Annotated in this window: 26 protein-coding genes, 1 tRNA gene and 1 other RNA gene; 13 read left to right on the forward strand and 15 right to left on the reverse strand. The window is 68.8% G+C overall.

Translation table 11 applies throughout. The features are described 5' to 3' along the window. The first annotated feature begins 5 nt into the window (after positions 1-5). From ACZ50N_RS24510 to ACZ50N_RS24525, 4 genes are all read left to right on the forward strand, one after another. Positions 6-665: a helix-turn-helix domain-containing protein gene (locus tag ACZ50N_RS24510; protein ID WP_464474006.1), complete on the forward strand. Its 660-nt coding sequence runs from the start codon at positions 6-8 to the stop codon at positions 663-665. Between the two features lie 226 nt (positions 666-891). Beyond that, on the forward strand, positions 892-2,697 hold the full coding sequence (gene leuA, locus ACZ50N_RS24515) for a 2-isopropylmalate synthase (RefSeq protein ID WP_464474007.1): 1,806 nt from the start codon (positions 892-894) through the stop codon (positions 2,695-2,697). 102 nt (positions 2,698-2,799) lie between these two features. Then, positions 2,800-3,048 carry a hypothetical protein gene (locus ACZ50N_RS24520; protein WP_464474008.1) on the forward strand — a complete coding sequence of 83 codons (249 nt, stop codon included), beginning with the start codon at positions 2,800-2,802 and terminating at the stop codon, positions 3,046-3,048. 39 nt (positions 3,049-3,087) lie between these two features. Continuing rightward, positions 3,088-3,339 (forward strand): hypothetical protein, encoded by a 252-nt coding sequence (locus ACZ50N_RS24525; protein WP_046366305.1) that lies wholly within the window; start codon positions 3,088-3,090, stop codon positions 3,337-3,339. Position 3,340: 1 nt separating this feature from the next. On the opposite strand, the gene ACZ50N_RS24530 is transcribed toward ACZ50N_RS24525, so the two are convergent. Further along, entirely contained in the window at positions 3,341-4,342 is a 1,002-nt protein-coding gene (locus ACZ50N_RS24530) for a DEDDh family exonuclease (protein WP_133414817.1), read from the reverse strand. A gap of 77 nt (positions 4,343-4,419) precedes the next feature. On the opposite strand from ACZ50N_RS24530, the gene ACZ50N_RS24535 reads away from it, so the two are divergent. Together ACZ50N_RS24535 and ACZ50N_RS24540 are read left to right on the forward strand one after the other, a co-directional pair. Beyond that, positions 4,420-5,643 carry a DUF1727 domain-containing protein gene (locus tag ACZ50N_RS24535; RefSeq protein WP_464474009.1) on the forward strand — a complete coding sequence of 408 codons (1,224 nt, stop codon included), beginning with the start codon at positions 4,420-4,422 and terminating at the stop codon, positions 5,641-5,643. Then, entirely contained in the window at positions 5,640-6,356 is a 717-nt protein-coding gene (locus ACZ50N_RS24540; RefSeq protein WP_048422554.1) for a type 1 glutamine amidotransferase, read from the forward strand. Before ACZ50N_RS24535 ends, ACZ50N_RS24540 begins: the two co-directional genes overlap by 4 nt. 1 nt (position 6,357) lies before the next feature. Here ACZ50N_RS24540 and ACZ50N_RS24545 read toward each other — a convergent pair whose 3' ends face one another. After that, positions 6,358-7,014 (reverse strand): response regulator, encoded by a 657-nt coding sequence (locus tag ACZ50N_RS24545; protein WP_046365284.1) that lies wholly within the window; start codon positions 7,012-7,014, stop codon positions 6,358-6,360. Next, positions 7,011-8,228 (reverse strand): sensor histidine kinase, encoded by a 1,218-nt coding sequence (locus ACZ50N_RS24550; protein WP_464474010.1) that lies wholly within the window; start codon positions 8,226-8,228, stop codon positions 7,011-7,013. The genes ACZ50N_RS24545 and ACZ50N_RS24550 overlap by 4 nt, the downstream gene beginning before the upstream one ends. A gap of 132 nt (positions 8,229-8,360) precedes the next feature. Between ACZ50N_RS24550 and ACZ50N_RS24555 the strand changes: the two genes are divergently transcribed. Next, positions 8,361-9,674, forward strand: a complete 1,314-nt coding sequence (locus ACZ50N_RS24555; protein ID WP_464474011.1) for a cytochrome P450 — start codon at positions 8,361-8,363, stop codon at positions 9,672-9,674. On the opposite strand, the gene ACZ50N_RS24560 is transcribed toward ACZ50N_RS24555, so the two are convergent. From ACZ50N_RS24560 to ACZ50N_RS24570, 3 genes are read right to left on the reverse strand one after another with little or no spacing between them, the layout of a single operon-like run. Then, complete coding sequence (locus tag ACZ50N_RS24560) at positions 9,655-10,530, reverse strand: type IV toxin-antitoxin system AbiEi family antitoxin (protein ID WP_464474012.1); 876 nt, start codon at positions 10,528-10,530, stop codon at positions 9,655-9,657. The genes ACZ50N_RS24555 and ACZ50N_RS24560 overlap by 20 nt on opposite strands. A gap of 47 nt (positions 10,531-10,577) precedes the next feature. After that, positions 10,578-11,189 carry a recombination mediator RecR gene (recR, locus tag ACZ50N_RS24565; protein ID WP_048422551.1) on the reverse strand — a complete coding sequence of 204 codons (612 nt, stop codon included), beginning with the start codon at positions 11,187-11,189 and terminating at the stop codon, positions 10,578-10,580. Between the two features lies 1 nt (position 11,190). Continuing rightward, positions 11,191-11,526: a YbaB/EbfC family nucleoid-associated protein gene (locus ACZ50N_RS24570; protein WP_046365280.1), complete on the reverse strand. Its 336-nt coding sequence runs from the start codon at positions 11,524-11,526 to the stop codon at positions 11,191-11,193. Positions 11,527-11,641: 115 nt separating this feature from the next. Between ACZ50N_RS24570 and ACZ50N_RS24575 the strand changes: the two genes are divergently transcribed. Then, complete coding sequence (locus ACZ50N_RS24575; protein WP_046365288.1) at positions 11,642-12,385, forward strand: Rv3717 family N-acetylmuramoyl-L-alanine amidase; 744 nt, start codon at positions 11,642-11,644, stop codon at positions 12,383-12,385. 13 nt (positions 12,386-12,398) lie between these two features. Here the strand turns inward: ACZ50N_RS24575 and ACZ50N_RS24580 are convergent, their stop codons facing one another. Then, positions 12,399-12,857 carry an SRPBCC family protein gene (locus tag ACZ50N_RS24580; protein ID WP_464474013.1) on the reverse strand — a complete coding sequence of 153 codons (459 nt, stop codon included), beginning with the start codon at positions 12,855-12,857 and terminating at the stop codon, positions 12,399-12,401. A 68-nt stretch (positions 12,858-12,925) separates the two neighbouring features. Between ACZ50N_RS24580 and ACZ50N_RS24585 the strand changes: the two genes are divergently transcribed. Then, positions 12,926-14,317, forward strand: a complete 1,392-nt coding sequence (locus ACZ50N_RS24585) for an FAD-binding oxidoreductase (RefSeq protein ID WP_464474014.1) — start codon at positions 12,926-12,928, stop codon at positions 14,315-14,317. After that, positions 14,314-15,618 carry a class I SAM-dependent methyltransferase gene (locus ACZ50N_RS24590; protein ID WP_464474015.1) on the forward strand — a complete coding sequence of 435 codons (1,305 nt, stop codon included), beginning with the start codon at positions 14,314-14,316 and terminating at the stop codon, positions 15,616-15,618. The genes ACZ50N_RS24585 and ACZ50N_RS24590 overlap by 4 nt, the downstream gene beginning before the upstream one ends. Here ACZ50N_RS24590 and ACZ50N_RS24595 read toward each other — a convergent pair. The 4 genes from ACZ50N_RS24595 to ffs form a co-directional block, all read right to left on the reverse strand. Then, positions 15,615-16,679, reverse strand: coding sequence for a GGDEF domain-containing protein (locus ACZ50N_RS24595; RefSeq protein WP_464474016.1), 1,065 nt, complete (start codon positions 16,677-16,679; stop codon positions 15,615-15,617). The two genes, ACZ50N_RS24590 and ACZ50N_RS24595, sit on opposite strands and share 4 nt — an antisense overlap. A gap of 2 nt (positions 16,680-16,681) precedes the next feature. Beyond that, positions 16,682-18,610 (reverse strand): DNA polymerase III subunits gamma/tau, encoded by a 1,929-nt coding sequence (locus tag ACZ50N_RS24600; protein WP_464474017.1) that lies wholly within the window; start codon positions 18,608-18,610, stop codon positions 16,682-16,684. Between the two features lie 39 nt (positions 18,611-18,649). Continuing rightward, positions 18,650-19,948 (reverse strand): aspartate aminotransferase type Ic, encoded by a 1,299-nt coding sequence (locus ACZ50N_RS24605; RefSeq protein ID WP_464474018.1) that lies wholly within the window; start codon positions 19,946-19,948, stop codon positions 18,650-18,652. 31 nt (positions 19,949-19,979) lie between these two features. After that, positions 19,980-20,074: signal recognition particle sRNA small type (gene ffs / locus ACZ50N_RS24610), an RNA gene on the reverse strand. Positions 20,075-20,134: 60 nt separating this feature from the next. Here ffs and ACZ50N_RS24615 point away from each other — a divergent pair. From ACZ50N_RS24615 to ACZ50N_RS24625, 3 genes are all read left to right on the forward strand, one after another. After that, positions 20,135-20,219, forward strand: a tRNA-Ser gene (locus ACZ50N_RS24615). Positions 20,220-20,290: 71 nt separating this feature from the next. Continuing rightward, complete coding sequence (locus ACZ50N_RS24620; RefSeq protein ID WP_464474019.1) at positions 20,291-21,025, forward strand: lipid uptake coordinator LucA; 735 nt, start codon at positions 20,291-20,293, stop codon at positions 21,023-21,025. 53 nt (positions 21,026-21,078) lie between these two features. Further along, positions 21,079-22,092: a S1C family serine protease gene (locus ACZ50N_RS24625; RefSeq protein WP_046365272.1), complete on the forward strand. Its 1,014-nt coding sequence runs from the start codon at positions 21,079-21,081 to the stop codon at positions 22,090-22,092. Positions 22,093-22,111: 19 nt separating this feature from the next. Here the strand turns inward: ACZ50N_RS24625 and ACZ50N_RS24630 are convergent, their stop codons facing one another. Genes ACZ50N_RS24630 through ACZ50N_RS24645 form a run of 4 tightly spaced genes read right to left on the reverse strand, consistent with a single transcriptional unit; the run spans position 22,112 to position 24,616 of the window. After that, positions 22,112-22,864, reverse strand: a complete 753-nt coding sequence (locus ACZ50N_RS24630) for a thioesterase II family protein (protein WP_048422543.1) — start codon at positions 22,862-22,864, stop codon at positions 22,112-22,114. Then, positions 22,861-23,361, reverse strand: coding sequence for a hypothetical protein (locus tag ACZ50N_RS24635; protein WP_046365270.1), 501 nt, complete (start codon positions 23,359-23,361; stop codon positions 22,861-22,863). Before ACZ50N_RS24635 ends, ACZ50N_RS24630 begins: the two co-directional genes overlap by 4 nt. Positions 23,362-23,411: 50 nt before the next feature. Further along, positions 23,412-23,708 carry a DUF4873 domain-containing protein gene (locus ACZ50N_RS24640; protein WP_052765160.1) on the reverse strand — a complete coding sequence of 99 codons (297 nt, stop codon included), beginning with the start codon at positions 23,706-23,708 and terminating at the stop codon, positions 23,412-23,414. Then, positions 23,705-24,616: an AurF N-oxygenase family protein gene (locus ACZ50N_RS24645; protein ID WP_048422542.1), complete on the reverse strand. Its 912-nt coding sequence runs from the start codon at positions 24,614-24,616 to the stop codon at positions 23,705-23,707. Before ACZ50N_RS24645 ends, ACZ50N_RS24640 begins: the two co-directional genes overlap by 4 nt. Between the last annotated feature and the right edge of the window lie 102 nt (positions 24,617-24,718).

Genomic DNA, 24,718 nt, shown 5'->3' on the forward strand with positions numbered 1-24,718 from the left:
GAGCTGTGACCCCAGCTGACGATCACTCAGCACTGCTGCGCAACAAGTCCGGCACCGCGCGGGACCGCGACCCGCAGGAGCCGGTCGACGAACTGGAGATCGAGACCGCGATCGGACGCAACGTGCGGCTGCTGCGGCTCCAGCAGGGGCTCACCGTCGCCGACACCGCCGCCCGGGTCGGCATCTCGAAGGCCATGATGAGCAAGATCGAGAACGCGCAGACCTCGTGCAGCCTGTCCACGCTGGCGCTGCTGGCCAAGGGCTTCGACGTGCCGGTGACGAGCCTGTTCCGCGGCGCGGATGTCGAGCGCCCCGCGGCGTTCGTGAAGTCCGGAACCGGGGCGCGGATCGTGCGGGAGGGCACCCGCGAGGGCCATGATTACGAACTGCTCGGCTCACTGCGCGGCGAGCACAAGCGACTGGAGTGTCTGCAGGTCACGCTGTCGGAGAAGAGCCGAACGTATCCGCTGTTCCAGCACCCGGGCACCGAGTTCATCTACATGCAGGAAGGGGTGATGGACTACAGCCACAGCCGGTCGGTCTACCGGCTGCACCCCGGCGATTCGCTGCAGTTCGACGGCGAGGGCGCCCACGGCCCCGTCGACCTCGTCGAGCTGCCCATCCGGTTCCTGTCGGTGATCGCGTTCCCCGACTCCCACGTCTGAGCGCGCCGAGCGTGCGTCCTCATCCGCCCGTCGCGGCGTGTTGCGGATGACACCGTACAACCGCGGACCCGTTTTGCCCGGCGCGCCCGCCGGAGTACAGTCGACCGCGTGCAGCGGGTGCTCCTTCTCGGACGCCGCGACGGGGTCTGATCCAGACTGGCCTCCCGTCGCGGGTATTCGCGATGCGCCGGTCTGAGATTCCCCCATCCAACCCGGAGCCCACATCATGACCGAGAACTTCACCCCCGACGCTTTTCATTCGGTACGCACCATCACCACGCCCGCCGGCCCCCGCCGCGACGGCCAGCCGTCCTGGAACACCCAGCGCGCCTCCGCGATGCCCGTCAACCGATACCGCAGCTTCGCCGCCGAGGTAGAGCCGGTGACGCTGCCCGACCGCACCTGGCCCGACAAGGTCACCGACGTTGCGCCGCTGTGGTGCGCGGTGGACCTGCGCGACGGCAACCAAGCGCTGATCGACCCGATGAGCCCCGCCCGCAAGCGCCGGATGTTCGACCTGCTGGTCCGGATGGGCTACAAGGAGATCGAGGTCGGCTTCCCGTCGGCGAGCCAGACCGACTTCGACTTCGTCCGGGAGATCATCGAGCAGGGCGCGATACCCGACGACGTGACGATCCAGGTGTTGACGCAGTGCCGGCCCGAACTGATCGAGAAGACGTTCAAGGCCTGTGAGGGCGCACCCCGCGCCATCGTGCACTTCTACAACTCGACATCGATCCTGCAGCGCCGCGTCGTGTTCCGCGCCGACCGCGACGCCGTCAAGAAGATCGCCACCGACGGCGCACGGATGTGCGTCGAGGAAGCGAAGAAGTACCCGGGCACCCAGTGGCGCTTCGAGTACTCGCCGGAGTCCTACACCGGCACCGAGCTGGAGTACGCGGTCGAGGTCTGCAACGCCGTCGCCGAGATCGTGGCGCCGACGCCCGAGGTACCGCTGATCGTGAACCTGCCGGCGACGGTCGAGATGGCCACGCCGAACGTGTACGCCGACTCGATCGAGTGGATGAATCGCCACCTGACCCCGCGGGACAGCATCATCTTGAGCCTGCACCCGCACAACGACCGCGGAACTGCCGTCGCCGCAGCCGAATTGGGCTACCAGGCCGGCGCGGACCGCATCGAGGGCTGCCTGTTCGGCAACGGCGAGCGCACCGGCAACGTGTGCCTGGTGACGCTGGGGCTGAACATGTTCTCCCGCGGCGTCGATCCGCAGATCGACTTCTCGAACATCGACGAGATCCGGCGCACCGTCGAGTACTGCAATCAGCTGCCCGTTCACGAACGGCATCCCTACGGCGGCGATCTGGTGTACACCGCATTCTCCGGTAGCCACCAGGACGCCATCAACAAGGGCCTGGACGCGATGAAAGTATCAGCCGACGAACAGGATTCGGATGTCGATGACATCCTGTGGCAGGTGCCGTACCTGCCGATCGACCCGAAAGACGTCGGCCGCACCTACGAGGCTGTGATCCGGGTGAACTCGCAGTCCGGCAAGGGTGGCGTGGCCTACATCATGAAGGCAGACCACGGATTGGCGCTGCCGCGGCGCCTGCAGATCGAGTTCTCCGCGGCCATCCAGGCCATCACCGACGGTGAGGGCGGCGAGGTGTCGCCCAAGGAGATGTGGGACGCGTTCCACGAGGAGTACCTGGCCCCGATCACGCCGTTGGAGCGCATGCGTCAGCGAGTCGACGCAGCCGAGGTCGACGGTGGCACCGACACCATCACCGCGGTGGTCAAGGTCGACGGCGCCGAGCGCGAGATCGTCGGCGCCGGCAACGGCCCGCTGGCCGCATTCGTCGACGCGCTGGGCGCGATCGGCTACGACGTCAACGTGCTGGACTACTCCGAGCACGCGATGTCCTCGGGCGAGGAGGCCCAGGCCGCGGCCTACGTGGAGGCCTCGATCGACGGCAAGACCGTGTGGGGTGTCGGGATCGCGACGTCGATCACGACGGCTTCGCTGCGCGCGGTGGTGTCGGCGGTCAACCGGGCCGCTCGGCGCTGAGCGCGGTCGGTGTCATCCTTCTCGCGAAGCGAGAAAGTGATCAAGAAATGACTTGTGCTGATTGCGGTTTCGCGCCCCCGCGGGTCGGGAAGAAATTACCGCATGAAGCTCAAGTTGACGTCTGGTTCGGTTCTCACTCTCGCGGCAGCGGCGATGATTTCGTTCGCTCCCGCCGCCGTCGCGCAGCCGGAGTGCGCGACGCCGCACGGTGCCGCTGACGGCACTCCGTGTACGAACGTCACGCCCGGTGGCGGGACGACGGGGGCGGGGTCGGGTCAGGACGGCGGTAGCCCGTACATCGGCGGCGCTGGCTGCATTCCGGGTCGGGTCTGCAACAACGGCGATGATTAGATCGTTTCAACAGTCTGCACGCGGGCAATTCACAGGGACATGAAACTCATCACCTTCGGAACAGCCATGCTGACCGGGGCCGCCGCGACGGTCATCGCGATGGCACCCATCGCCGGTGCACAACCCAATGTGCCGTGCGACGACCCGGGCGGGGCAGCACGCGGTGCCGCGTGCGATGCCACCGCTCCTGAGGGCGGTCCGCCGCCCATCGTCGGAGAGATCCCGCCCGGCCAGGACGGCATGCAGGACGTCGCGGGATGCACTCCCGGACGCATCTGCGAAGCGCCCTAGGTCAGAACAGGGCGAGTTGGTCCTCGCCCAGGTCGGAGCCGACGAAGTCTTCGACCTGGGTACCACCGACCACCGACATCACGTCGTCCATGAACTGCACTGAGGACACGACGGGCAGACCCAGTTCCCGGGCCTGAAACCCCTTGCCCTGCAGAACTTCTGGTTGATCACACACCACCAGCGAGGTGTGCTGATCGACCGCCTCGGTGAATGCCAGCCCGGCGTGCAACATCCGTTCGATCAATTCCTCATACGTGCGCTCGACCTCGGCGGCCACCGCGACTCGCATGCCCTGCACCGGGGGCCGCCCGGGCACGAAGCGGCCCGGGTTCGCATACGGGCACGGAAGCCGGGCGGCCATGGCCTTGAGCGGCCGCAGTTCGTCGTGCGTCACGCGACCGTTCGGCCACGTGCGGCGCGACACCGGATGCACGGGAAGCCACGCCCGCCGCTCGAAGGCGCGCGCCAGCACCGGTTTGAGAATCTGGGCGAGCACCATCGCGTCGTCGAGGGCATCGTGCGGGCGCATCTGGGTCACTCCCCAATGCGCGGCCAACGTCTCCAACCGGAGGTTCTCCACACCCAGGTCGAGCCGCCGGGCCAACTCGACGGTGCACATCACCGTGTCGACGGGCAGCGCAGCGCCGACCATCTCGGCCTCCGCGGCCAGGAATGCGTAGTCGAAGCCCACGTTGTGGGCGACCAGCGTGCGGCCCTGCAGCACCTCACACAGATCCGCGACGACGTCTCCGAAGGTGGGCTGGCCGGCCAGCATCTCGGCGGTGAGCCCGTGGATGTGCGTCGGGCCTGGATCGACCCCCGGATCGAGCAGCGAGTACAGGCTCTTCTCGACGTTGCCGTCATCGCTGAGCGCGAGCGCGGCGACACTCACGACGCGTGCCTGTCCGGGCCGGAAACCGGAGGTCTCGACGTCGACGACCGCCCACCCGGCGCCCGCCTCGTCGGCGGGCCGGCCCCAGGTGCGGACGGCGGGTGAACTCACCCTCCGAGAATGGCACGCAGCCCCGACAAGCCTTGCTCCCCACGCCGCGTGTCGGCCCCTTCTCTAAACTGCCGGGAATGGTCTCGGTACGCGCACGAGCGGCGCTCGCAGCTGGTGCAGGCGCCCGCTGGGCGTCGCGGGTCACCGGCCGCGGCGCCGGCGCGATGATCGGCGGGCTCGTCGCGATGACGATCGACCGCTCTGTCCTGCAGCAACTCGGCCAGGGCCGTCGCACCGTCGTCATCACCGGCACCAACGGCAAGTCCACCACCACGCGGATGACAGCCGCCGCACTGGCCACGCTCGGCCCCGTAGCGACCAACGCCGAGGGCGCCAACATGGATGCCGGGCTGGTGGCCGCGCTGGCCGCCGCGCCCACCGCGTCCCTGGCCGCGCTCGAGGTCGACGAGATGCACGTCCCGCACGTCAGCGACGCCGTCACCCCGTCGGTGATCGTGTTGCTCAATCTGTCGCGCGATCAGCTCGACCGGGTGGGTGAGATCAACCACATCGAGCGGACCCTGCGCGCAGGTCTGGCCCGTCACAGCGCGGCCGTGGTGGTCGCCAACTGTGACGACGTCCTGATGACCTCGGCCGCCTACGACCACCCACACGTGGTGTGGGTGGCCGCCGGCGGCGGCTGGGCCAGCGATTCGGTCAGTTGCCCGCGCTCCGGCGAGGTGATCGTGCGCGAGGGCGCGAACTGGCACTCGACGGGCTGCGACTTCCACCGGCCGGAACCGGACTGGCGGTACGACGACACCCACATCCACGGTCCCGGCGGCCTGGCCCTGCCGATGACGCTCACGCTGCCGGGCAGGGTCAACCGCGGCAACGCCACCCAGGCCGTCGCCGCCGCGGTCACCCTCGGCGCCGATCCCGCCGCGGCCGTCGCCGCTGTGTCGGCGGTCGACGAAGTGGCCGGCCGCTATCGGACCGTGCCGGTCGGCCCGTCACACACGGCCCGGCTGCTGCTGGCCAAGAATCCCGCCGGCTGGCAGGAGGCACTGTCGATGCTCGACCGCGACGCGGCGGGCGTGGTGATCTCGGTCAACGGGCAGGTGCCCGACGGCGAGGACCTGTCGTGGTTGTGGGACGTCCGTTTCGAGCACTTCGAGAACGTGCCGGTGGTGGCGGCCGGGGAACGCGGCACCGATCTCGCGGTGCGCCTCGGCTACGCCGGCGTCGAGCACACGCTGGTGCACGACACGCTGGCGGCGATCCGCAGCTGCCCGCCCGGCCACGTCGAGGTCCTCGCCAACTACACGGCGTTCCTCCAGCTGAACAGGCGGCTGCCATGAGCGAATCCACAGTCCGCATCGGGCTCGTGCTGCCCGACGTGATGGGCACCTACGGCGACGGCGGCAACTCGCTGGTGCTGCGGCAGCGGCTGCGGTTGCGCGGTATCGACGCCGAGATCGTCGAGATCACGCTCGACGACCCGGTGTCCGCCGACCTGGACATCTACACCCTGGGCGGTGCCGAGGACTACGCGCAGCGTCTCGCGACCAAACATCTGGTGCGCTATCCCGGTCTACAGCAGGCGGTGTCACGCGGCGCGCCGGTGCTGGCGATCTGCGCGGCGATCCAGGTGCTGGGCCACTGGTACGAAACCTCGGCCGGGGAGCGGGTGTCCGGGGTGGGGCTGCTCGACGTCACGACCTCACCGCAGCCGGAGCGGACGATTGGCGAGGTGGCCTCCACACCGCTGATCGACGGGCTCACCCAGCCGTTGACCGGTTTCGAGAATCACCGGGGCGGAACCGATCTGGGCGCTGACGCGCGGCCGCTGGCCGCGGTGACCAAGGGTGCAGGCAACCGGGCGGGCTCGGGCGTGGACGGTGCGGTGCAGGGCAGCGTCGTGGCGACCTATCTGCACGGCTGCTGTTTGGCGCGCAACCCCGAACTCGCCGACCACCTGCTCACAAAGGTGGTGGGACCGCTTGCATCCCTTGACCTTCCGGAGGTCGACACATTGCGGCGGGAACGCCTGGCGGCACCGCGCCGCGTGTAGATCAGCGCGGGGCGACGAGCCCGTGGCGATAGGCGTAGACGATGGCCGCCGGGCGATCGCGCAGCCCCAGCTTGCCGAAGATGCGGCCGATGTGACTCTTCACGGTGACACCGGAGATCACCAGCTCCTCGGCGATCTCACCGTTCGAACGACCCTTGGCCACCAGCGTCAACACGTCGAGTTCACGCGGGGTCAGCTCGCTCACCGCGTCGGGCGCCGGATCGGAGGCCGCAGTGCGATAGGTCGTCAGCACCCGCGCGGTCACCGACGGGTCGAGGTACCCGTCCCCGCGCGCAACGGCGTGCACGGCCCGGATGAGCTCTTCGGCCGGCGAATCCTTCAACACGAAACCCGCTGCGCCGGCGCGCAACACGCCTGAGAGCAGATCGTCATCACTGAATGTCGTGAGCGCCAGCACCGGAGGTCCCCCACAGTCGGCAAGGGCCCGCGTCGCCTCGATCCCGTTGACGCGCTTCATCCGCAGATCCATCACCACCACGTCGGGCCGATGCTCGGCCACTGCGGCAGGCACCTCGTCGCCGTCGGAACAGTCGCCGACGACCACGATCCCGTCCCGCCGTCGCAGTATGCGGCGCAGGCCGGAGCGCACCAACTCCTGGTCGTCGACGAGCAGCGCGCTCACCGGCTCGGCTGTCACGGCGCGCCGCCCCGCAGCACGCAGCCGGGTCGGCCCTCCACCGGGATGACAGCGCGCACCGACCACGCGTCACCGTCGGGCCCCGCATCCAGTGTGCCGCCAAGTAATTCGATGCGCTGCCGCATGCCGCGCATGCCCCGCCCCTCGTGCTGTTCGCCGCGACCCGGGACGAGGACCGGAACCCGATTCACGATCGTGAGCACCGCCGCGCCTGCGACGTCGAGCGTGACCGACGTCGCCGCCTCGGGTGCATGCTTGGCGACGTTGGCCAGCGACTCCTGCGCGATGCGGTAGAGCGCCAAGCCCTCGGCCGCGGAGATCCGGCCGGTGTCCCCCGAGATGCGTAGCGACACCGACAGCCCCGCCCGCACGAAATCCTCGACGAGCGCGGCCAGATCATCGATGCCGGGGTTGGGAACCGCCGTTGCGGTGGCGTCGTCGAGCAGGCCGACCGTGTGGCGGATGTCGGCCATGGCCTGACGGCCGAGGCGCTCGGCCTGCTCGAGCGCGTCCACCGCTTCGTCGACGTCGCGGTCGACCTGCAGATCGCGCCGCGCGCCGGTGACGTGCAGCAGGGTCACGCTCAACGAGTGTGCGATCACGTCGTGGACCTCGCGGGCGATCCGGCGCCGTTCGTCGGCGGCGGCGTGCTCGGCGAGTTTGGCGTGCGCGCGCCGCTGTTCGAGCAACAGCTCCTGTTGAATGCGCATCAGCCAACCGACGAGCAGGCCGATTGCGATGAACGTCAGATAGAGCCAGGGTGTTTCGAGCCGTCCGGCCCACACCGCGGCGCCGACGAGCGCCGCCGCGGACAACGCCACCAGCAGGCTGGTCCGCGCCGAGGTGAACGCGCCGATCATCCCGGTCAGCAGGCTGAGCAGCAGCGGCGCGAAGTCACCGCTGATCGGCGTGGGGAAGGCGAACAGGAACAGCGCGGTACTCACCGTCCACGCCAGCCACACCGTGGCCGCCTCGACCGCTACCGGCACCCGCCGGTCGGTGAAGAAGAACACGACGTCGGGCAGGATTCCGATCAGCAGCGCGACGGTGGCGATCCACCAGTGCGACCACGGCCGCTGCAGCGCCGCGATCACCGAGACGACCACCATGGTCACGTCCACGCTGATGACGAACGGCCAGGTGTAGCCGCCCGGCATCTCGTCCGCCTTGCGCGCGGCGTATCCGCGCACGCGGTGCCGCAGCGCATCGAGCATCGGCCCAGTCTAGGAGCGGTCCGGGTACCGGGGAACCGCCCGCGGTCGGCAGTCGGCCTCCTACCCCGGTAGGAGGCGGTGTTGCTCTCCTGGGACGATGCGCTCGCGCGCTGAACTGCCTACCGTCGAGACATGGCTAGCGAACTGTCGACCTGGATGCGTTGGGCAGCACTGCACGGTCTGCCGCGCGCCTTCCTCTCTCTGCGGGCTCGGCACGGGGAGCCGATGGCGACGCTGACGCTCGGCCGTGACGACTCCGCCGGGCGGCTGCGCCGCATCGAGGAGATCCGGGCAGCGGGACCGCTCGCGCAGACCCCCGCGGTGCTGGTCAGCGCCGACCACGAGATCTGCCGGACGGTGCTGCGCGACAACGACTTCGTCGTCGCCGATCCCGCCGAAACCGGTCTGCCCGACGTGCTCGCACGGATCGTGCGTCGGCTCGATCCCGAGCTGCCCAACCCCGTCGAGGCGCCGTCGATGCTGATGACCGACCCGCCCGAGCACACGGGTTACCGCAAGATGGTGGCGCGCAGCTTCACCCCGCGCGCGATCGCCACGCTCGATGCCCGCATCGACGAGCTGACGCTCGAGTTGCTCGACGGCCTCGACGGGCGGCGCGAGGTGGATCTCGTCGGCGACTACGCCGCTCAGGTGCCGGCCGCGGTGATCAGCGATCTGCTCGGCGTCCCGCGCGCCGAGCGTCCGCGGATCCTGAGGTGGGGCAACACGATTGCTCCGCTACTCGACATCGGCATCAGCTGGGCGGCATTCCGCGGTGCGATGGAAGAACTGCGCGACGTCGAGGCCTACATGCAGGATCATTTCCGCCGGCTTCGCGCCGAGGGCTCCGACGGCACCCCGTTCAGCACGATGGCCCTCGAGGGCGGGCTGACTGATCGCGTACTGCGGGCGAACGCGACGCTGCTCGTGGGCGCCGGGGTCGAGACGACGGTCAATCTCATCGGCAACGGCATCGTCGCGCTGATGGATCACCCCGACCAACTCGCGCTGCTGCGCGACGATCCCGGCCTGTGGCCGTCGGCGATCGAGGAGATGCTGCGCTTCGACAGCCCCGTGCAGATGACGGCGCGGCAGGCCAGCCGCGACACCGAGATCGCCGGGGTGCCAATCGCGCAGGGCACCGCGGTCGTGCTCCTGCTCGGAGGTGCCAACAGGGACCCCAAGGTGTTCGATCATCCGGACCGCTTCGACATCACGCGCCCCAACGCCCGCGAGCACCTGGCGTTCGGCAGCGGCATCCACGTGTGCCTCGGCGCCGCGCTGGCGCGCAACGAGGCGGTGACCGCGCTGCGCGCGTTGTTCGACCGCTATCCGGACCTGCAGTTGCGCGGTGCACCGGAGCACCGCGGCCTGGTGAATCTCAACGGCTACCGCCGGCTGACTGCCCGGCTCGAGCAGGAGGCCGTCACGCGGACAGCGTCGTGACGATGCCCGGCGGTATGGGGCACCCCCGCTTCCGTAACGCGGTCGCGACGCGGGACAGCCAGGCGTCGGGCCGGTCCTCGGCGATCACCCGGATCACGATCCAGTCGCGTTGCTCGAGCATCCGCAGGCGGGCGATGTCCTTGACGTAGGTCCGCCGGTCGGTGCGGTGGTGATCGCCGTCGTACTCGACCGCGACGCCGTACTCGGGATACGCGAGGTCGAGGAACGCCACTGGCCGCGACCCGTCGAGCACCGGGAATTGCGTCTCCGGACGCGGGAAACCGTTGTCGTGCAACGTGAGCCGGAGTGCGCTCTCCCGCGGAGACGCCGCACCGCCGTCGACCAGCGGCAGGAGTTCCCGAAGTTGGGCGATACCCCGCAACCTGGGTGAGAGATCGGCCAGCTCGGTGACCTCGGCGATGTCGAACCGCTGGTTCCACATCAACGCATCCAGCCGAGCCAACGCCTCGGTGCGGTCCAGATGACGCCCGAGATCGAAGGCTGTGCGCACGCGCGTGGTCACCGGCAGCCCGCCGAGCGAGGTGATCTGATCGGCTGCGAGCACCTCCGTGTGGACGACCACGCCTTCGCGCATTCGACGCCGGACTCCCATCACGTCGATCGGAACATCGACGTCGACCCAAGGGGCACCGTGCAGCGCCGCAGCCGCGACTCCGGCGATCACCCCTTGCCGGCCCGTCGCCAGCCATGCGCCGACCGCCCGGTCCCGCAGCGTGACCTCCACCCCGTTGCGGACGAACACGCCACGGTAGAGCGTCGTGTAGTCGCGGCGGAGCTCATGCCTGGTCGCCACGCCTGCGCGGACGGCTTCGCCGCCGAGGATGACCCTGTTCATGCGGTCATGGTGTCAACACCCACCGACAATGCCGACCGATCGAACGCTCAGGCCATTGCGCGGCGGCCGGCGAGGGCACGGCCCAGCGTCAGCTCGTCGGCGAATTCCAGATCCCCGCCCATCGGCAGCCCGGAGGCGATGCGCGTCACCGACAGTCCCGGGATGTCGCGCAGCATCCGCACCAGGTACGTCGCGGTCGCCTCGCCCTCGGTGTTGGGGTCGGTCGCGATGATCACCTCGGCGACCTCGACCCCGTCGACGCGCTCACCGATGCGGTTGAGCAGCTCCCTGATTCGCAGCTGGTCAGGGCCGATGCCCGACAGCGGATCCAGCGCCCCACCCAGCACGTGGTAGCGCCCGCGGAACTCCCGCGTCCGCTCGACGGCCTGCACGTCCTTGGGCTCCTCCACCACGCAGACCAGCGACGCATCCCGGCGCGGATCGGCGCAGATCCGGCAGCGCTCCTCGTCGCTGACGTTGCCGCACACCGCGCAGAACGTCACCCCGTCGCGCACCTTGTTCAGCACGGCGGTCAGCCGGTCGATGTCCGGCGGTTCGACGGAGAGCAGGTGAAACGCGATGCGCTGCGCGCTCTTCGGGCCGATCCCGGGCAGCTTGCCGAGCTCGTCGATCAGGTCCTGAACGGGTCCTTCGAACAAGTCACATACCCGGCAGGCCGAGGCCGCCGCCCATGCCGCCGGCCAGGGGGCCGAGACGGTCGTGGGCCATGATGGTGACCTGCTTGGCGGCGTCGGCGATCGCGCCGACGATCAGATCCTGCAGCGTCTCCACGTCAGACGGGTCGACCACCTTCGGGTCGATGGCCACACCGACCACTTCACCGCTACCGCGCATCGTGACCTGCACCAGGCCGCCACCGGCCTGACCGTGCACCTCCGAGGCGGCCAGCGACTCTTGCGCCTCCATCAACTGCTGCTGCATCTGCTGTGCCTGGGCGAGCAGAGCGGACATATCGGGTTGGCCACCAGGCTGCATGCTGATCCTCTTGCGGGTTGATTGCGTGTCGGTCTCGACTTGGTTGCGCTCACGCCGAACCGGCGCTCAGGGCTTCCAGCGTAGTCGGCAGGCGGGCTACCGTGGCGCGGTGCTGATCAGAGCCACTCGCCGTGTCGGCGCCCAGATCGTCGCCGGGCTGCTCGTCGCGGCCTCCACGCTCGCGGCACCAGCACATGCCGCCCCCTCCAACGTCGCCGGCATGATCGTGTTCCTCGATCCGGGTCACCAGGCGTCAATGGCCGGGTTGAGCCGCCAGGTACCCACCGGCCGCGGCGGCACCAAGGACTGCCAGGCCAGCGGTACGGCCACCGACGACGGCTACCCCGAGCACACGTTCACGTGGGACACCACGCTGCGGGTACGGCAGGCGCTGACCGGCCTCGGGGTGCGGACCGCGATGTCACGCGGCGACGACAGCGGGCCGGGGCCCTGCGTCGACGAACGCGCCGCGATGGCCAACGCGATCCGGCCGAATGCGATCGTGTCGATCCACGCCGACGGCGGGCCGGCCACCGGGCGCGGCTTCCACGTGCTGTACTCCTCGCCGCCGCTCAACGCGGCGCAGGCCGGTCCTGCCGTGCAGTTCGCCCAGACGATGCGCGACACGATGGCCGGGTCGGGGATTCCGCCGGCGACCTACATCGGCTCGTCAGGGCTCAACCCGCGCGCTGACATCGCCGGGCTGAACCTCGCGCAGTACCCGTCGATCCTCGTGGAGTGCGGGAACATGAAGAACCCGATCGACTCGGGTCTGATGAAATCCCCCGAGGGCCGGCAAAAATACGCCGACGCGATCGTGCGCGGTGTGGTGGCCTTCCTGGGCGCCCAGCGCAGTTAGACGTCCTGAACTGCTAGGTCTCCTCAACAGCGATGGTGCCCTCGACCTCACGCTTAAGGTTGCCGAGCACCTCGGCCTGGATCTTGCGCAGACCGATCGGCGCGAACGTCTTCTCGAAGAATCCGCCGATACCGCCGGCGCCCTGCCAGGACGTCTTGACCGTCACCGACGACCCCGGGCCGGCGGGTGCGACGGTCCAGTTGGTCACCATCGACGAGTTGGCGTCCTTCTCGATGACGGTGCGGCCCGCGACGTCGACGGTGGCCTTGACGTCGCGTGAGCGCGACTTCGTGGCTTGCAGTTTCCAGGTGGCGACCGTTCCCGCGCCCTGACCTCCTTCGAGCACGCGGTAGCCGCTGTAGTGCTCGGACAGGATCTTCGGACGCATCGCCTGGTAGTCGGCGACGGCGCCGAGCACTGTCGCGGGGTCGGCGTCGATCAGAACCGTGCTGGACGCGCTGACCTGTCCCATCGGTGGAACTCCTTGTCGTCGAGTCTGGTGCGGTCGCATCGGGTGCGACCGCGGACTAGCGTATATGTGTGGCTGTGGGCTCGATCGATGCATGGGCCGCGCACGCCGAGGGCGTGCAGCGGCTTCTTGCCAGTTACCGGGCCATCCCGGCGGGTGCGACCGTACGCCTGGCCAAACCGACCTCGAATCTGTTTCGCGTCCGCGCCAAGAGCACCGCGCCCGGGTTGGACGTGTCGGGCCTCACCGGCGTCATCGCCGTGGACCCTCAGGCGCGCACCGCCGACGTCGCCGGCATGTGCACCTACGAAGATCTGGTCGCCGCGACACTGCCGTACGGGCTTTCACCGCTGGTGGTCCCACAGTTGAAGACCATCACGCTCGGAGGCGCCGTCACGGGGCTGGGCATCGAGTCCACATCGTTCCGCAACGGTCTGCCGCACGAGTCGGTGCTCGAGATGGACATCCTCACCGGCACAGGGGAAATCGTCACTGCATCGGCCGACGAGAACCCCGACTTGTTCCGAGCCTTCCCCAATTCCTATGGCACCCTAGGCTATTCGGTGCGTCTGAAGATCGAGCTGGAACCGGTGAAACCATTCGTGGCGCTGCGCCACCTGAGGTTCCACGCCATCACCGAGCTCGTCGAGGCGATGGATCGCATCATCTCCACCGGCGGCTGGAACGGCGAGCGGGTCGACTACCTCGACGGCGTCGTGTTCACCGCCGAGGAGAGCTACCTGTGTCTGGGCGTGCAAACGGGCACACCCGGCCCCGTCAGCGACTACACCGGTCAGCAGATCTACTACCGGTCCATTCAGCATCCGACCGGCGAGAAGCACGACCGGTTGACGATCCACGATTATCTGTGGCGCTGGGACACCGACTGGTTCTGGTGCTCACGGGCGTTCGGCGCTCAGAACCCGCGGATCAGGCGCTTCTGGCCGCGCCGGTTGCGGCGCAGCAGCTTCTACTGGAAGTTGATCGGCTACGACCAGCGTTTCGACATCGCCGACCGCATCGAGAAGCGAAACGGCAGGCCGCCACGCGAACGGGTCGTGCAGGACATCGAGGTGCCCATCGAGCACACCGCCGAGTTCGTCGACTGGTTCTTGGCCACCGTCCCGATCGAACCGATCTGGCTGTGTCCGCTCCGACTGCGCGAATCGACGAGTTCAGCTGGTGGCTGGCCGCTGTATCCGATTCGGCCGCAGCACAGTTACGTCAATGTCGGATTCTGGTCCTCGGTGCCTGTCGGGCCCGAGGAGGGGTACACGAACCGGTTGATCGAGCGGAAGGTCAGCGATCTCGCCGGGCATAAATCCCTGTACTCGGACGCTTTTTACTCGCGGGAGGAGTTCGACGAGCTCTACGGCGGCGAGGTGTACACGACGGTGAAGAAGATCTACGACCCGGACTCACGGTTCCTGGACCTGTATGCGAAGGCGGTGCGGCGACAATGACGACGTTTCGAGAGACGACCGAGGCCCCGAAGCTGACGCTGGCCGAGATCCTGGAGATCTTCGCATCGGGCTCACAACCACTGAAGTTCACGGCGTACGACGGCAGCAGCGCCGGCCCCGACGACGCGGACCTCGGTCTGAGTCTGCTGACCCCGCGCGGCACCACTTACCTCGCGACCGCGCCCGGTGATCTGGGCCTCGCGCGCGCCTACATCTCGGGCAACCTCGACATGCGTGGGGTGCACCCGGGCGATCCGTATCCGTTGCTCAATGCGCTGACCGAGAAACTCGACTTCAAGCGGCCATCGGCGCGGGTGATGGCGCAGATCGTCCGCTCGATCGGCATCGAGCACCTCAAGCCGATCTCACCGCCGCCGCAGGAGGCTCTGCCACGCTGGCGCCGATTCGCAGAAGGCCTGCGGCACAGCAAGACTCGTGATGCCGAGGCGATCCACCACCACTACGACGTGTCGAACACCTTCTACGAGTGGGTGCTCGGCCCGTCGATGACCTACACCTGCGCGTGCTACCCGCGGCCCGATGCGTCGCTGGAAGAGGCGCAGGAGAACAAGTACCGCCTGGTGTTCGAGAAGCTGCGGCTGAAGCCCGGCGACCGACTTCTCGACGTCGGCTGCGGTTGGGGCGGCATGGTGCGCTACGCCGCCCGACACGGGGTGAAGGCGACCGGGGTCACGCTGTCACGCCAGCAGGCCGAGTGGGCCCAAAAGGCGATCGCTGACGAAGGATTGGGCGATCTGGCGCAGGTGCGCCACAGCGACTACCGCGACGTGCGGGAGTCCCAGTTCGACGCCGTGTCCTCGATCGGTTTGACCGAGCACATCGGAGTGGCCAACTATCCGGCGTACTTCCGGTTCCTGAAGTCCAAGCTGCGCACCGGCGGGTTGCTGCTCAACCACTGCATCACCCGGCACGACAATCGGCACGGCCCCGCTGCCGGAGGTTTCATCGACCGCTATGTGTTCCCCGACGGGGAGCTGACCGGGTCGGGCCGCATCATCACCGAGATCCAAGACGTCGGCCTGGAGGTGCTGCACGAGGAGAACCTGCGTCACCACTACGCGATGACGCTGCGGGACTGGTGCCGCAACCTCGTGGACAACTGGGATCAGGCGGTCGCCGACGTGGGGCTGCCCACCGCCAAGGTGTGGGGTCTGTACATGGCGGCCTCGCGAGTGGGCTTCGAGCAGAACGCCATTCAGCTCCACCAGGTGCTGGCCGCGAAGCTCGATGAGCGCGGCGGCGACGGCGGCCTGCCGTTGCGTCCGTGGTGGAGCTCTTAACCGTTACCCTCGGGACGACCGTAGACGGAGCAGCGCCCGCCGCCGGTCCGCTTGGCTCGGTACATGGCGGTGTCGGCATGCCGGACCAGATCGTCGACGAGGAAGTGCGGCTCGTCGGTCCGTTCTGACGCCACCCCGATGCTCACCGTCAGATCCCCCTCGGCGCTGCGGGTCAGCGGCGTCAGCCGGAGCATCAGATCGTCGATGTCGTCGGTATCGGAGTAGAGGCCGACCAGCATGAGCTCATCACCGCCGATGCGGGCCGGAATCTCACCGGGCTGCGCCATCGCCCGCAACCTCTGAGCCAACGCGATCAGCGCGCCGTCCCCCGCCGTGTGGCCACGAGTGTCGTTGAGCTGCTTGAACTTGTCGATATCGAACACCGCCACGGCGACGATGTGCGGCTCCGACACGTTGCGTACGGCGCGGCCGAAGGCGGAGAGCATTCCACGCCTGTTCCACAGACCGGTGAGCGGATCACGTTCAGCGGAGCGCACGGTGGCGCGCAGCGCACGCCGGCCGCTGGTGATGAGCACACAGCCGGCCAGCGGCACGAAGACCACCCACGCCAACGCCGGCAGGGCGAACATGCCCAGATCCCAGAGCGCCGCCCCTGACGACATGCCTTCGACTGTGATCGCCGCGATGACCACGGCACCGAATACGCAATGCGCCAGCAGAACTCGAGGACCGAGTAGGAACGCGGCAAAGATGCCGTTCAATCCCAGATACAGCGCCGAGCTCAGCCGCGCTTCAGGAGTCGACATCACCATCGACAGCAGCACCACCGCGACGTCGGCCCAGACGACGAAAACCACCGCTGGACCGTGGGTCGGCCACGGCGTGAACAGCCACCGGAGACCCATCAGTACGGCCGACACCGCGACGGTGAGGAGGATCGCTCGTCCGGCAATGGTGTCGGGTCCCATCGGGATGACGGCGGTGACGACGCACAACATCGCCAGGAGGAAACACGCCATGGCGATGAAACGCGTGAACGCTCCCATCATGCGACCCTCACGCAGGGCCCGCGTCGCGAACGCGAACTCCCGAACGCCCACGGCTAACCGCCGTCGATGCGGCGCGCGCCCAACTCGCTCTGCAGCAACTCCAATGCTGCTTCCTCGGGGTCGCGGCGCGGCGCGGCGGGATCGATGCTGCCGGCCTCGGCCAGCATGCTCTCCTCGTCGTCCCCGTCAGGTGGGGGCGGCGGCTCGTCGGGCACCTTGCGGGGCCGCGCGGCGGGCTCGGGCGCTGCGGCGGGCGCGGAGCCGACCTCGCAGCGCACGGACCAGTTCACGCCCAGCGCGTCCTTGAGCGCCTCTTTGATGACGTCGGCGTTGCGCTGCTCGGTCAGCCGTTTGGCCAGCGGCGCCGATTCGTGGCTGAGGATCAGCGTGCCGTCTTCCACCGCGCGCACGATCGCCCCGGCGAGCATCACCTCGGTGGTGCGGCTGCGCTCCCTGACCTTCTCTCGCACCGTGGTCCACATGCTGCGCACGGCCGCCGCGTTCGGTTCGCCCGCCGCTACCGCCGCAGCGGGTGTCGCGGGCGGAGCCTCGACCGCGGGCGCCGCGGGTTGCCGCACCGGCGGAGGTGATGAAACCGGTTCGGCGGCAGCAGGTTCGGGATCGGGCTCGGGTGCGCGCTGTGCGGGCTTCGGCGCCGGCATCGCCGGAGGAGCCGGCGGCCGCGCAGGTGGGGGCGCCGCCGCAGGAGCGGGGGACGCCGCCGGAACGGGCGGTGGGGCGGCCTGCTCAGCGGTCTGGGTCTTGCGGACGTACTGCTTGACCGGTGCCGCAGCAGCAGGTGCGGCAGTGCCGTCGGAGGGAATCGACATGTCCAAGCGGGTCTCGATGCGTTCCACCCGCTGAAGAAGCGCCGCCTCGGTGTCGCTGGCAGACGGCAGCAGCAGGCGCGCGCACACCACCTCGAGCAGCAGGCGCGGCGCCGTCGCCCCGCGCATCTCCCCCAGCCCGGCGTGCACCACCTCGGCATAGCGGGTCAGCGTGGCCGTCCCGATCCGCGCCGCCTGCTCCCGCATCCTGTCGAGTTCGTCCTCGGCACCGTCGACGACGCCGCGGGCCACCGCATCGGGCACGGCCTGCAGCACGATCAGGTCGCGGAAGCGCTCGAGCAGATCCGTCGCGAAGCGGCGCGGGTCATGGCCCGCGTCGACCACGCCCTCCACCGCGCCGAAGAGCGCGGCCGCGTCACCGGCGGCGAGCGCGTCGATCGCGTCGTCGATCAGCGCGACGTCGGTGGCGCCCAGCAGAGCCAGCGCGCGCTGGTAGGCGACGTGGTTGCCGTCCGCGCCGGCGAGCAGCTGATCGAGCACCGACAGCGTGTCTCGCGGTGAGCCGCCGCCGGCCCGGATGACGAGCGGATACACCGCGTCGTCGACGTCGACGTTCTCCGAGGCGACGATCTTCTCGATCAGCGATCGCATGGTGCGGGGCGCCAACAACCGGAACGGATAGTGGTGGGTGCGCGACCGGATGGTCGGCAGCACCTTCTCCGGCTCGGTGGTGGCGAACACGAAGATCAGGTGGTCGGGCGGCTCCTCGACGATCTTGAGCAACGCATTGAAACCCGCCGTGGTCACCATGTGCGCTTCGTCGACGATGAAGATCCGGTACCGCGACTGGGCGGGCGCGTAGAACGCGCGGTCGCGCAGCTCTCGGGTGTCGTCGACGCCGCCGTGGCTCGCCGCATCGAGCTCGGAGACGTCGACGTTGCCCGGGCCGTTGGGCGCAAGGGCCACACAGGAATCGCACACCCCGCACGGCGTGGCGGTAGGTCCCTCGACGCAGTTCAGCGACCGGGCCAGGATGCGCGCCGAGGACGTCTTGCCGCACCCGCGAGGCCCGGAGAACAAGTACGCATGGTTGATGCGGTTCGAGTTCAGCGCGGTGGACAACGGCTCGGTGACGTGTTCCTGGCCGACGACCTCGGCGAATGTCGCCGGTCGGTACTTACGGTAGAGAGCCACGTCGAAGAGGCTACCGACCCTGTCCGACTACTTCGCGGCCTACTTCTCCGCCAGCAGCGACTCGGTCGCCGAGAGCAGCGCGCACGTCGCCAGCCCGTCGATGGCCTCCCGCAGATCGGCCATCCCCGGGAACGTCGGCGCGATGCGGATGTTGCTGTCCTGCGGGTCTTTTCGGTACGGGAACGAGGCACCGGCCTCGGTCACGGCGATGCCCGCGTCCTTGGCGAGCGACACCGTGCGCTTAGCGGTGCCGGGCAGCACGTCCAGGCTGACGAAGTAGCCGCCCCTGGGGTCTGTCCACGACGCGATCTTGGACGCACCCAGCCGGTCCTCCAGGATCTGCTGGACGAGCGCGAACTTCGGCGCAAGCAGCTCCTGGTGGCGCTGCATGTGCAGCCGGACCCCGTCCGCGTCGCCGAAGAACTTCAGATGCCGCAGCTGGTTGACCTTGTCGGGCCCGATCGACTTCTTGCCCGCATGCTGCAGATACCACGCGATGTTGCCCAGCGAACCCCCGAAGAAGCTGACCCCGGCGCCGGCGAAGGTGATCTTCGAGGCGGAGGCGAACACCAGGGGGCGGTTCGGATGGTTGGCCGCCTCGGCCAGGCCCAGCACGTCGACCTGCTTGGTGAACTCGTGGGTGAGCGTGTGTACCATGTAGGCGTTGTCCCACATCAAGCGGAAATCTTTTGCCGCCGTGGGCATCTGCACCAACCGGCGGACCACCTCCCAGGAGTACGTGGCACCTGTGGGGTTCGCGTACACGGGCACGCACCACATGCCCTTGATCGCGGGGTCCTCCGCGACGAGCTCTTCGATGAGGTCGACGTCGGGTCCGTCCTCGCGCATCGGCACGGCGATCATCTCGATGCCGAGGCTCTCGGTGATCGCGAAGTGCCTGTCGTAGCCGGGTGCCGGGCACAGGAACTTGACCCCGGTGCCGTCGCGGAGGTCCTCGAGCCAGGGCCGCGGCGAATCGACACCGCCGTGCAGCAGCGAGTACACGACCACGTCGTGCATGAATTCGAGGCTGGCGTTGTTGCCTGCGATGAGGTTGGGCACGGCGATGCCGAGCAACTCGCCGAAGATGGCGCGCAGCGCAGGCAGACCGTGCAGGCCGCCGTAGTTCCGGGTGTCGGTGCCGTCGGGATCACGAAAGGAGTCCGCGCCGTCGCCGGGCAGGCTCAGCAGGCCGTTCGACAGATCGAGCTGGGCCGGCGACGGCTTGCCGCGGGTGAGATCGAGCTGGAGCTTCTTGGCCTGCAGCTCGGCGTAGTTGCGCTGCTGCAGTTCGTGCTGCTGAGCCAGCTCTTCGCGGCCCAGCGACTGAAACGACACCGCTCGCCTTTCGCGTCGTACGGGTGTGACATGAAGGGGACCCCGCGCACCCGCCAGAGCCCGTTGACCCTTGCTGCCTTCCGGCCCTGGGGGAGTTCACAGGATGGACGCCGCGCGGGGTCCACGGCGAGTCTAACGGGTGGCGGATTTCCTGAGCCACCATGGCGGTCGGTTACCATTGCCGACGGAGGATTCGCCTAGTGGCCTATGGCGCTCGCCTGGAACGCGGGTTGGGTTAACGCCCTCGCGGGTTCAAATCCCGCATCCTCCGCACTCGCCCGGGGTGCGATCGACCCGCTCACCACCGTCATCGCACCCCGGGCACCACGATCGAGGAGGACTATGGGCCGCACCGTCGCGGTGGTCTGGCATGTGTCGTTCGCCGTTGCCGCCGGTGTTCTCTATTTCTTCTTCGTCCTCCCCCGCACGTTCGAACTGCTCGGCGACACCTCGCACACGCTGGGCACCGCGCTGCGGATCGTCACCGGGGCGCTCATCGGCCTGGCCGCGCTGCCCGTCGTGTTCACGCTGCAGCGCACCCGCCGGCCGGAGTTCGGTGTCCCCCACGCTGCGCTGCGGCTGCGCACCGCCTCGATCCTGCTGCACGTGCTCGCCGCGGCGCTGATCATCGGGACGGCGATCGCCGAGATCTGGATCTCGCTGGACACCGCCGGCCAGTGGTTGTTCGGCGTCTACGGCGCGGCCGCGGCGATCGCACTGCTGGGATTCCTGGCGTTCCACCTGGCGTTCGTCGCCGAGCTGCCGCCTCCGCCCCCGAAACCGGTGAAGGTCAAGCAGCGCACGTCACGGCGGCGCGGCAAAGCTGACGCAGCCGATACAGCCGAGACGGTCGAGGACACCGGGTCCTCCGAAGAGACCAGCGAGGACACCGAGGCCGACGACGTGGCCGAGGCGGGGAGCGAACCCGAGCCGACCTCCATCGAGTCAGAGCCCGACGCCGACACCGACTCCGACACCGAAGCCCCCGGCAAGCTGCAGAACAAGCGCCCGACCGGCAAGGGAACGCTGCTCAGCAAGCGCCGCCGGACCCGCGGTTCGGTGGCGGTCGAGGACTGAGCACGCACGAGCTCGTTCGACAGCAGCTCGTCCTGCGGCCACTATTGATTGTTATGGGTTCTTTTCCCCGGCTCAGGTTTGCCCTGGCCGCACTGATCGCAGCGCTGGCATTCGTCGCCCCGGTGGCGCCGGCTGCTGCCGCTCCCAACGACCTCGTCTCGGTCTCCACGCAGGTCGAGCCGTCTGTGGTGCGGATCGACACCCAGGTCGACTACCAGGGCGTCATCGGCGCCGGCACCGGATTCGTGATCGATCCGGGCGGCCAGGTGCTGACCAACTTCCACGTCGTGCAGGGCGCCGATCGCATCACCGGCACCGTCAACGGCCGCCCCTATCCGGCAACGCTGGTCGGGTATGACCGCAAACGCGACGTCGCGGTGCTCCAGCTGCAGGGTGCCGGTGGACTCCCGCCGGCCCGGATCGGTGACTCCAACGTGCTGGTGCCCGGCGAGCCCGTCGTCGCCCTGGGCAACGCCTCAGGCACCGAGAGCCCGTTGACGCAGGAGGTGGGCACGTTCACCGCCTTCGGCCAGACGGTCAACGCCGAGGACACGCTGACCGGCTCCAGTGACGAGATCACCGGGCTGATCGAGTTCGCCGCGCCGGTGCGCGCCGGCGACTCGGGCGGTCCTGTCGTCAACGCCAACGGCGAGGTCGTCGGCATCACGACTGCGGCGTCGGTGAACTTCAAGATGGGGCCGGGTGGCAAGGGCTTCGCGATCCCGATCAACGATGCGATGTCGATCGCCAACCAGATCCGCGCCGGGGCCGCCTCGGACAGCGTGCACATCGGGCCGCCGGTCCTGCTGGGCGTCGGTATCCGCGCCGCGGACCGCGGCGCACCGGGCGTCGTCATCCAAGAGGTGCTGCGCGGCGGCCCGGCCGAGCAGGCCGGCCTGGCCGACGGCGACCTGCTGCTCTCTGTGGACGGGGTGCGGCTCGACTCGTCGAAGTCGCTGCCGGCCCTGCTCGACCGGCACTACCCGGGCGACGTGGTCGACCTGACGTGGGTCGACCGTAGCGGCGGGACACGCACCGGCAAGGCTGTGCTCACCCCCGGGTCCTGACTCTGCGTCCGTCCGGCCGTCAGGCCGGGAGTGCCCGCAGCGTCGTGGCGATGACGTCGATCACCTGCTGCGGCTGCTTCTCCAGATAGAAGTGTCCACCGGAGAAGGTGTGCACGGTTCCGCCCGCTGAGGTGTGCTCGTGCCACGCCGAGGCGTCGGCCACGCTCGTCTTCGGGTCGTCGGTCGCCGTCATCACGACCACTGGTGCTCCGATGCCGATGTCGGTGCCGCGATGGTAGGCCTGCAGCGCCCGGTAGTCGTTGCGGAAGGCCGGCAGGAACGTCTCGAGCATCTCCTTGTTCTCGAGCACCCGCGGATCGGTTCCGCCGAGCTGCCGCATCACGTCGACGAGGTCGCGGTCGTCCTTGTGCTCACGCTCGTCGCCGTAGCGGCTGGGCGCGCGCGAGCCCGAGGCGAAGATCGTCACCGGCGCGCGGCCCTGCGCCGCCTCCAGCCTGCGCGTCACCTCGAAGGCGAGGACGGCGCCCATGCTGTGCCCGAAGAAGGCCACCGGTCCGGCCGGCACCGCGGCGAGTTCCGCGGTGATCTGTTCGGCCATCTCGTCGATCGTTTCGACGAACGGCTCCTTGTACCGGTCCTGCCGCCCCGGGTACTGCAGCGCGAACACGTCGAACTCCGGAGACAGGGCCCGTGACAGGGGGAAGTAATAGCTGGCCGAACCACCTGCGTGGGGGAAGCACACCAGGCGGAGCGGCGCCGCCGGCGCGGGGGTGAAGTTACGGATCCAGGCGCTCCGCTGCGGTTGCGTCACGGCTGCGGGGCCGCGGGGGCAGGTGCGGGCGGCGCCCCGGGGGGCGGCGGCGGAGGCGGTGGTTCCTCGACGACGCGCAACACGTTCACCGACAGCCGCGCCCCCGGCGGACCCTCGATCTGCACGTCCTTGAAGATCTCCGCTTTCTCGCCCTGCACGGTGAACTTGCCCGGCTGCGGCGCGGTACCGCCGGTGACCTCGTACTCCACACTGAACGGTGTTTCCGGGAACGGATGCAGCCCAACGTATTTGGGTTCGATCGTGTAGGTGTACACGCACGGGCCGTTCGGCTGACACGCCTGGTTGGTCACGGTGACCCCGATGAGGAACTCCTTGACGGTGGGCACCGACGGCGGTGGTGGCGCCGGCGGCGTGCGACGCGGCGCCGAGGCCTGCTGCTCGTCGGACCTGGCGACCAGCACCAGCGACGCGATGCCGACGCCGCTGGCCAGCACCCCGAAGATCGCCAGCGCGGCGAGGAGTTTGCGGAAGGTCACTTGGGCAGGGTAGCGACTGAGGTCACCGCGCGACGCGATTGCCCTCGTCGTCAGAGCGGAAAGGGCGGCCGCCCAGTGCCGCTGATCATCAGATGCCCGCCCGCTGTGCGCTCCACGAGCCGGGCGGCCACATCGACGTCGGCGACGCACAGTCGGGCCGCCGCGCTCCCCGACCGGACCTCTGCCGGAGCGTCGTACACGGTGCCCTGCCAGTGATAGTGCCCGTCGAACGGGTTGATCGAGCCCGTCAACCGCACCCGCACGACATGGCGTACGTCGCCGACCACCAGGCTGGCCGGTCCGGCATAGCCGGGCCTGCCATCCTGCACGTCATCGCCGTCGATCACAGGAAGTGACTGCGCTTCCACATCCGGCGGGCCATCGGCCCCATCAGCCCGACATCGTCGAGGAAGTCACCCAACGATGCGAAACCCGTTCGCTGGACGGCGTGGAAGTGCGGGTTGGCGCGCGCTTGCCGTTGCGCTTCCGCACCATCGAGACCCACCCGCTGGTAGAGGCCGCGTCGGGTGAAGTTCTGCAGGTAGAGGCGGGCGCCGAGGCCGTGCAGGTTCGCCAGCAGCCAGCGCATACGGGGCGACAGCGAGCCGACGTCACGGCGGATCCCGTCGCGGGCGAACTGGATGTGCCGGGCTTCCTCGGTGACGTGGATGCGCATCACGCGTTGCACCAGGGGCTGCACGTCGTCGCCGTCCTCGAGGATCCTGCGTTGCAACGCATCGAAGATCTCCTCGCCGACCAGCGCTGCGATCCACAGCATCGGGCCGCGGAACACGAAGGCCATCGCATTGACCCGGCGCGCCGCATTCCCCGTGGGCCAGAAGGGCTCAACGCCCACGCGCTCGATCGCCCTGCCGAACATCAGCATGTGGCGCGCTTCATCACCCAGTTCGGTCAGCTCGTAGAACGTGGTGTGCGCCGTCGGTGAGGAGTGGATCATTCCGCGCAGCAACGACTGGTTGAGCATGTTCTCGAACCAGATCCCCATCGACAGGTAGTTGACGAACTCCTGCCGGGACAATTCGAACCGCTGCTGCTGGGACATCTGCTCCCACAGCGGCGTGCCGTAGAGCGACGACATCTGCGGCGGGACGAAGTATTTGTCCTCGGCCAGCGGGGCGTCCCAGTCGATGTCGACGACGGGTTCGTAGGACTTCTTGGCCGAGCCCTTGAGCAGCCGCAGCGAGATGTCCTCCCGGCTGGTCCCACTTCCGGGCATGGTCGACGAAATGGTCATGGCACCTATTCTTCTTCACCTCTGTGGGCTATTTCTCGCCCTATCCGGCCAGTCTTTCGGGTCGAAACTGCCCGCTGCGGTCAACGTGAGGACGCACGCTTC

The organism is Mycolicibacterium obuense, assembly GCF_055397605.1.

Coding starts and splice junctions, on each gene's coding strand:
- ACZ50N_RS24570 (WP_046365280.1), bottom strand. CDS start 11,526: ATGCAGCCTGGTGGCCAACCCGATATGTCCGCTCTGCTCGCCCAGGCA.
- ACZ50N_RS24590 (WP_464474015.1), top strand. CDS start 14,314: ATGACGACGTTTCGAGAGACGACCGAGGCCCCGAAGCTGACGCTGGCC.
- ACZ50N_RS24645 (WP_048422542.1), bottom strand. CDS start 24,616: ATGACCATTTCGTCGACCATGCCCGGAAGTGGGACCAGCCGGGAGGAC.
- ACZ50N_RS24625 (WP_046365272.1), top strand. CDS start 21,079: ATGGGTTCTTTTCCCCGGCTCAGGTTTGCCCTGGCCGCACTGATCGCA.
- ACZ50N_RS24555 (WP_464474011.1), top strand. CDS start 8,361: ATGGCTAGCGAACTGTCGACCTGGATGCGTTGGGCAGCACTGCACGGT.
- ACZ50N_RS24525 (WP_046366305.1), top strand. CDS start 3,088: ATGAAACTCATCACCTTCGGAACAGCCATGCTGACCGGGGCCGCCGCG.
- ACZ50N_RS24580 (WP_464474013.1), bottom strand. CDS start 12,857: ATGGGACAGGTCAGCGCGTCCAGCACGGTTCTGATCGACGCCGACCCC.
- ACZ50N_RS24560 (WP_464474012.1), bottom strand. CDS start 10,530: ATGAACAGGGTCATCCTCGGCGGCGAAGCCGTCCGCGCAGGCGTGGCG.
- ACZ50N_RS24535 (WP_464474009.1), top strand. CDS start 4,420: ATGGTCTCGGTACGCGCACGAGCGGCGCTCGCAGCTGGTGCAGGCGCC.
- ACZ50N_RS24550 (WP_464474010.1), bottom strand. CDS start 8,228: ATGCTCGATGCGCTGCGGCACCGCGTGCGCGGATACGCCGCGCGCAAG.
- ACZ50N_RS24620 (WP_464474019.1), top strand. CDS start 20,291: ATGGGCCGCACCGTCGCGGTGGTCTGGCATGTGTCGTTCGCCGTTGCC.
- ACZ50N_RS24520 (WP_464474008.1), top strand. CDS start 2,800: ATGAAGCTCAAGTTGACGTCTGGTTCGGTTCTCACTCTCGCGGCAGCG.
- leuA (WP_464474007.1), top strand. CDS start 892: ATGACCGAGAACTTCACCCCCGACGCTTTTCATTCGGTACGCACCATC.
- ACZ50N_RS24540 (WP_048422554.1), top strand. CDS start 5,640: ATGAGCGAATCCACAGTCCGCATCGGGCTCGTGCTGCCCGACGTGATG.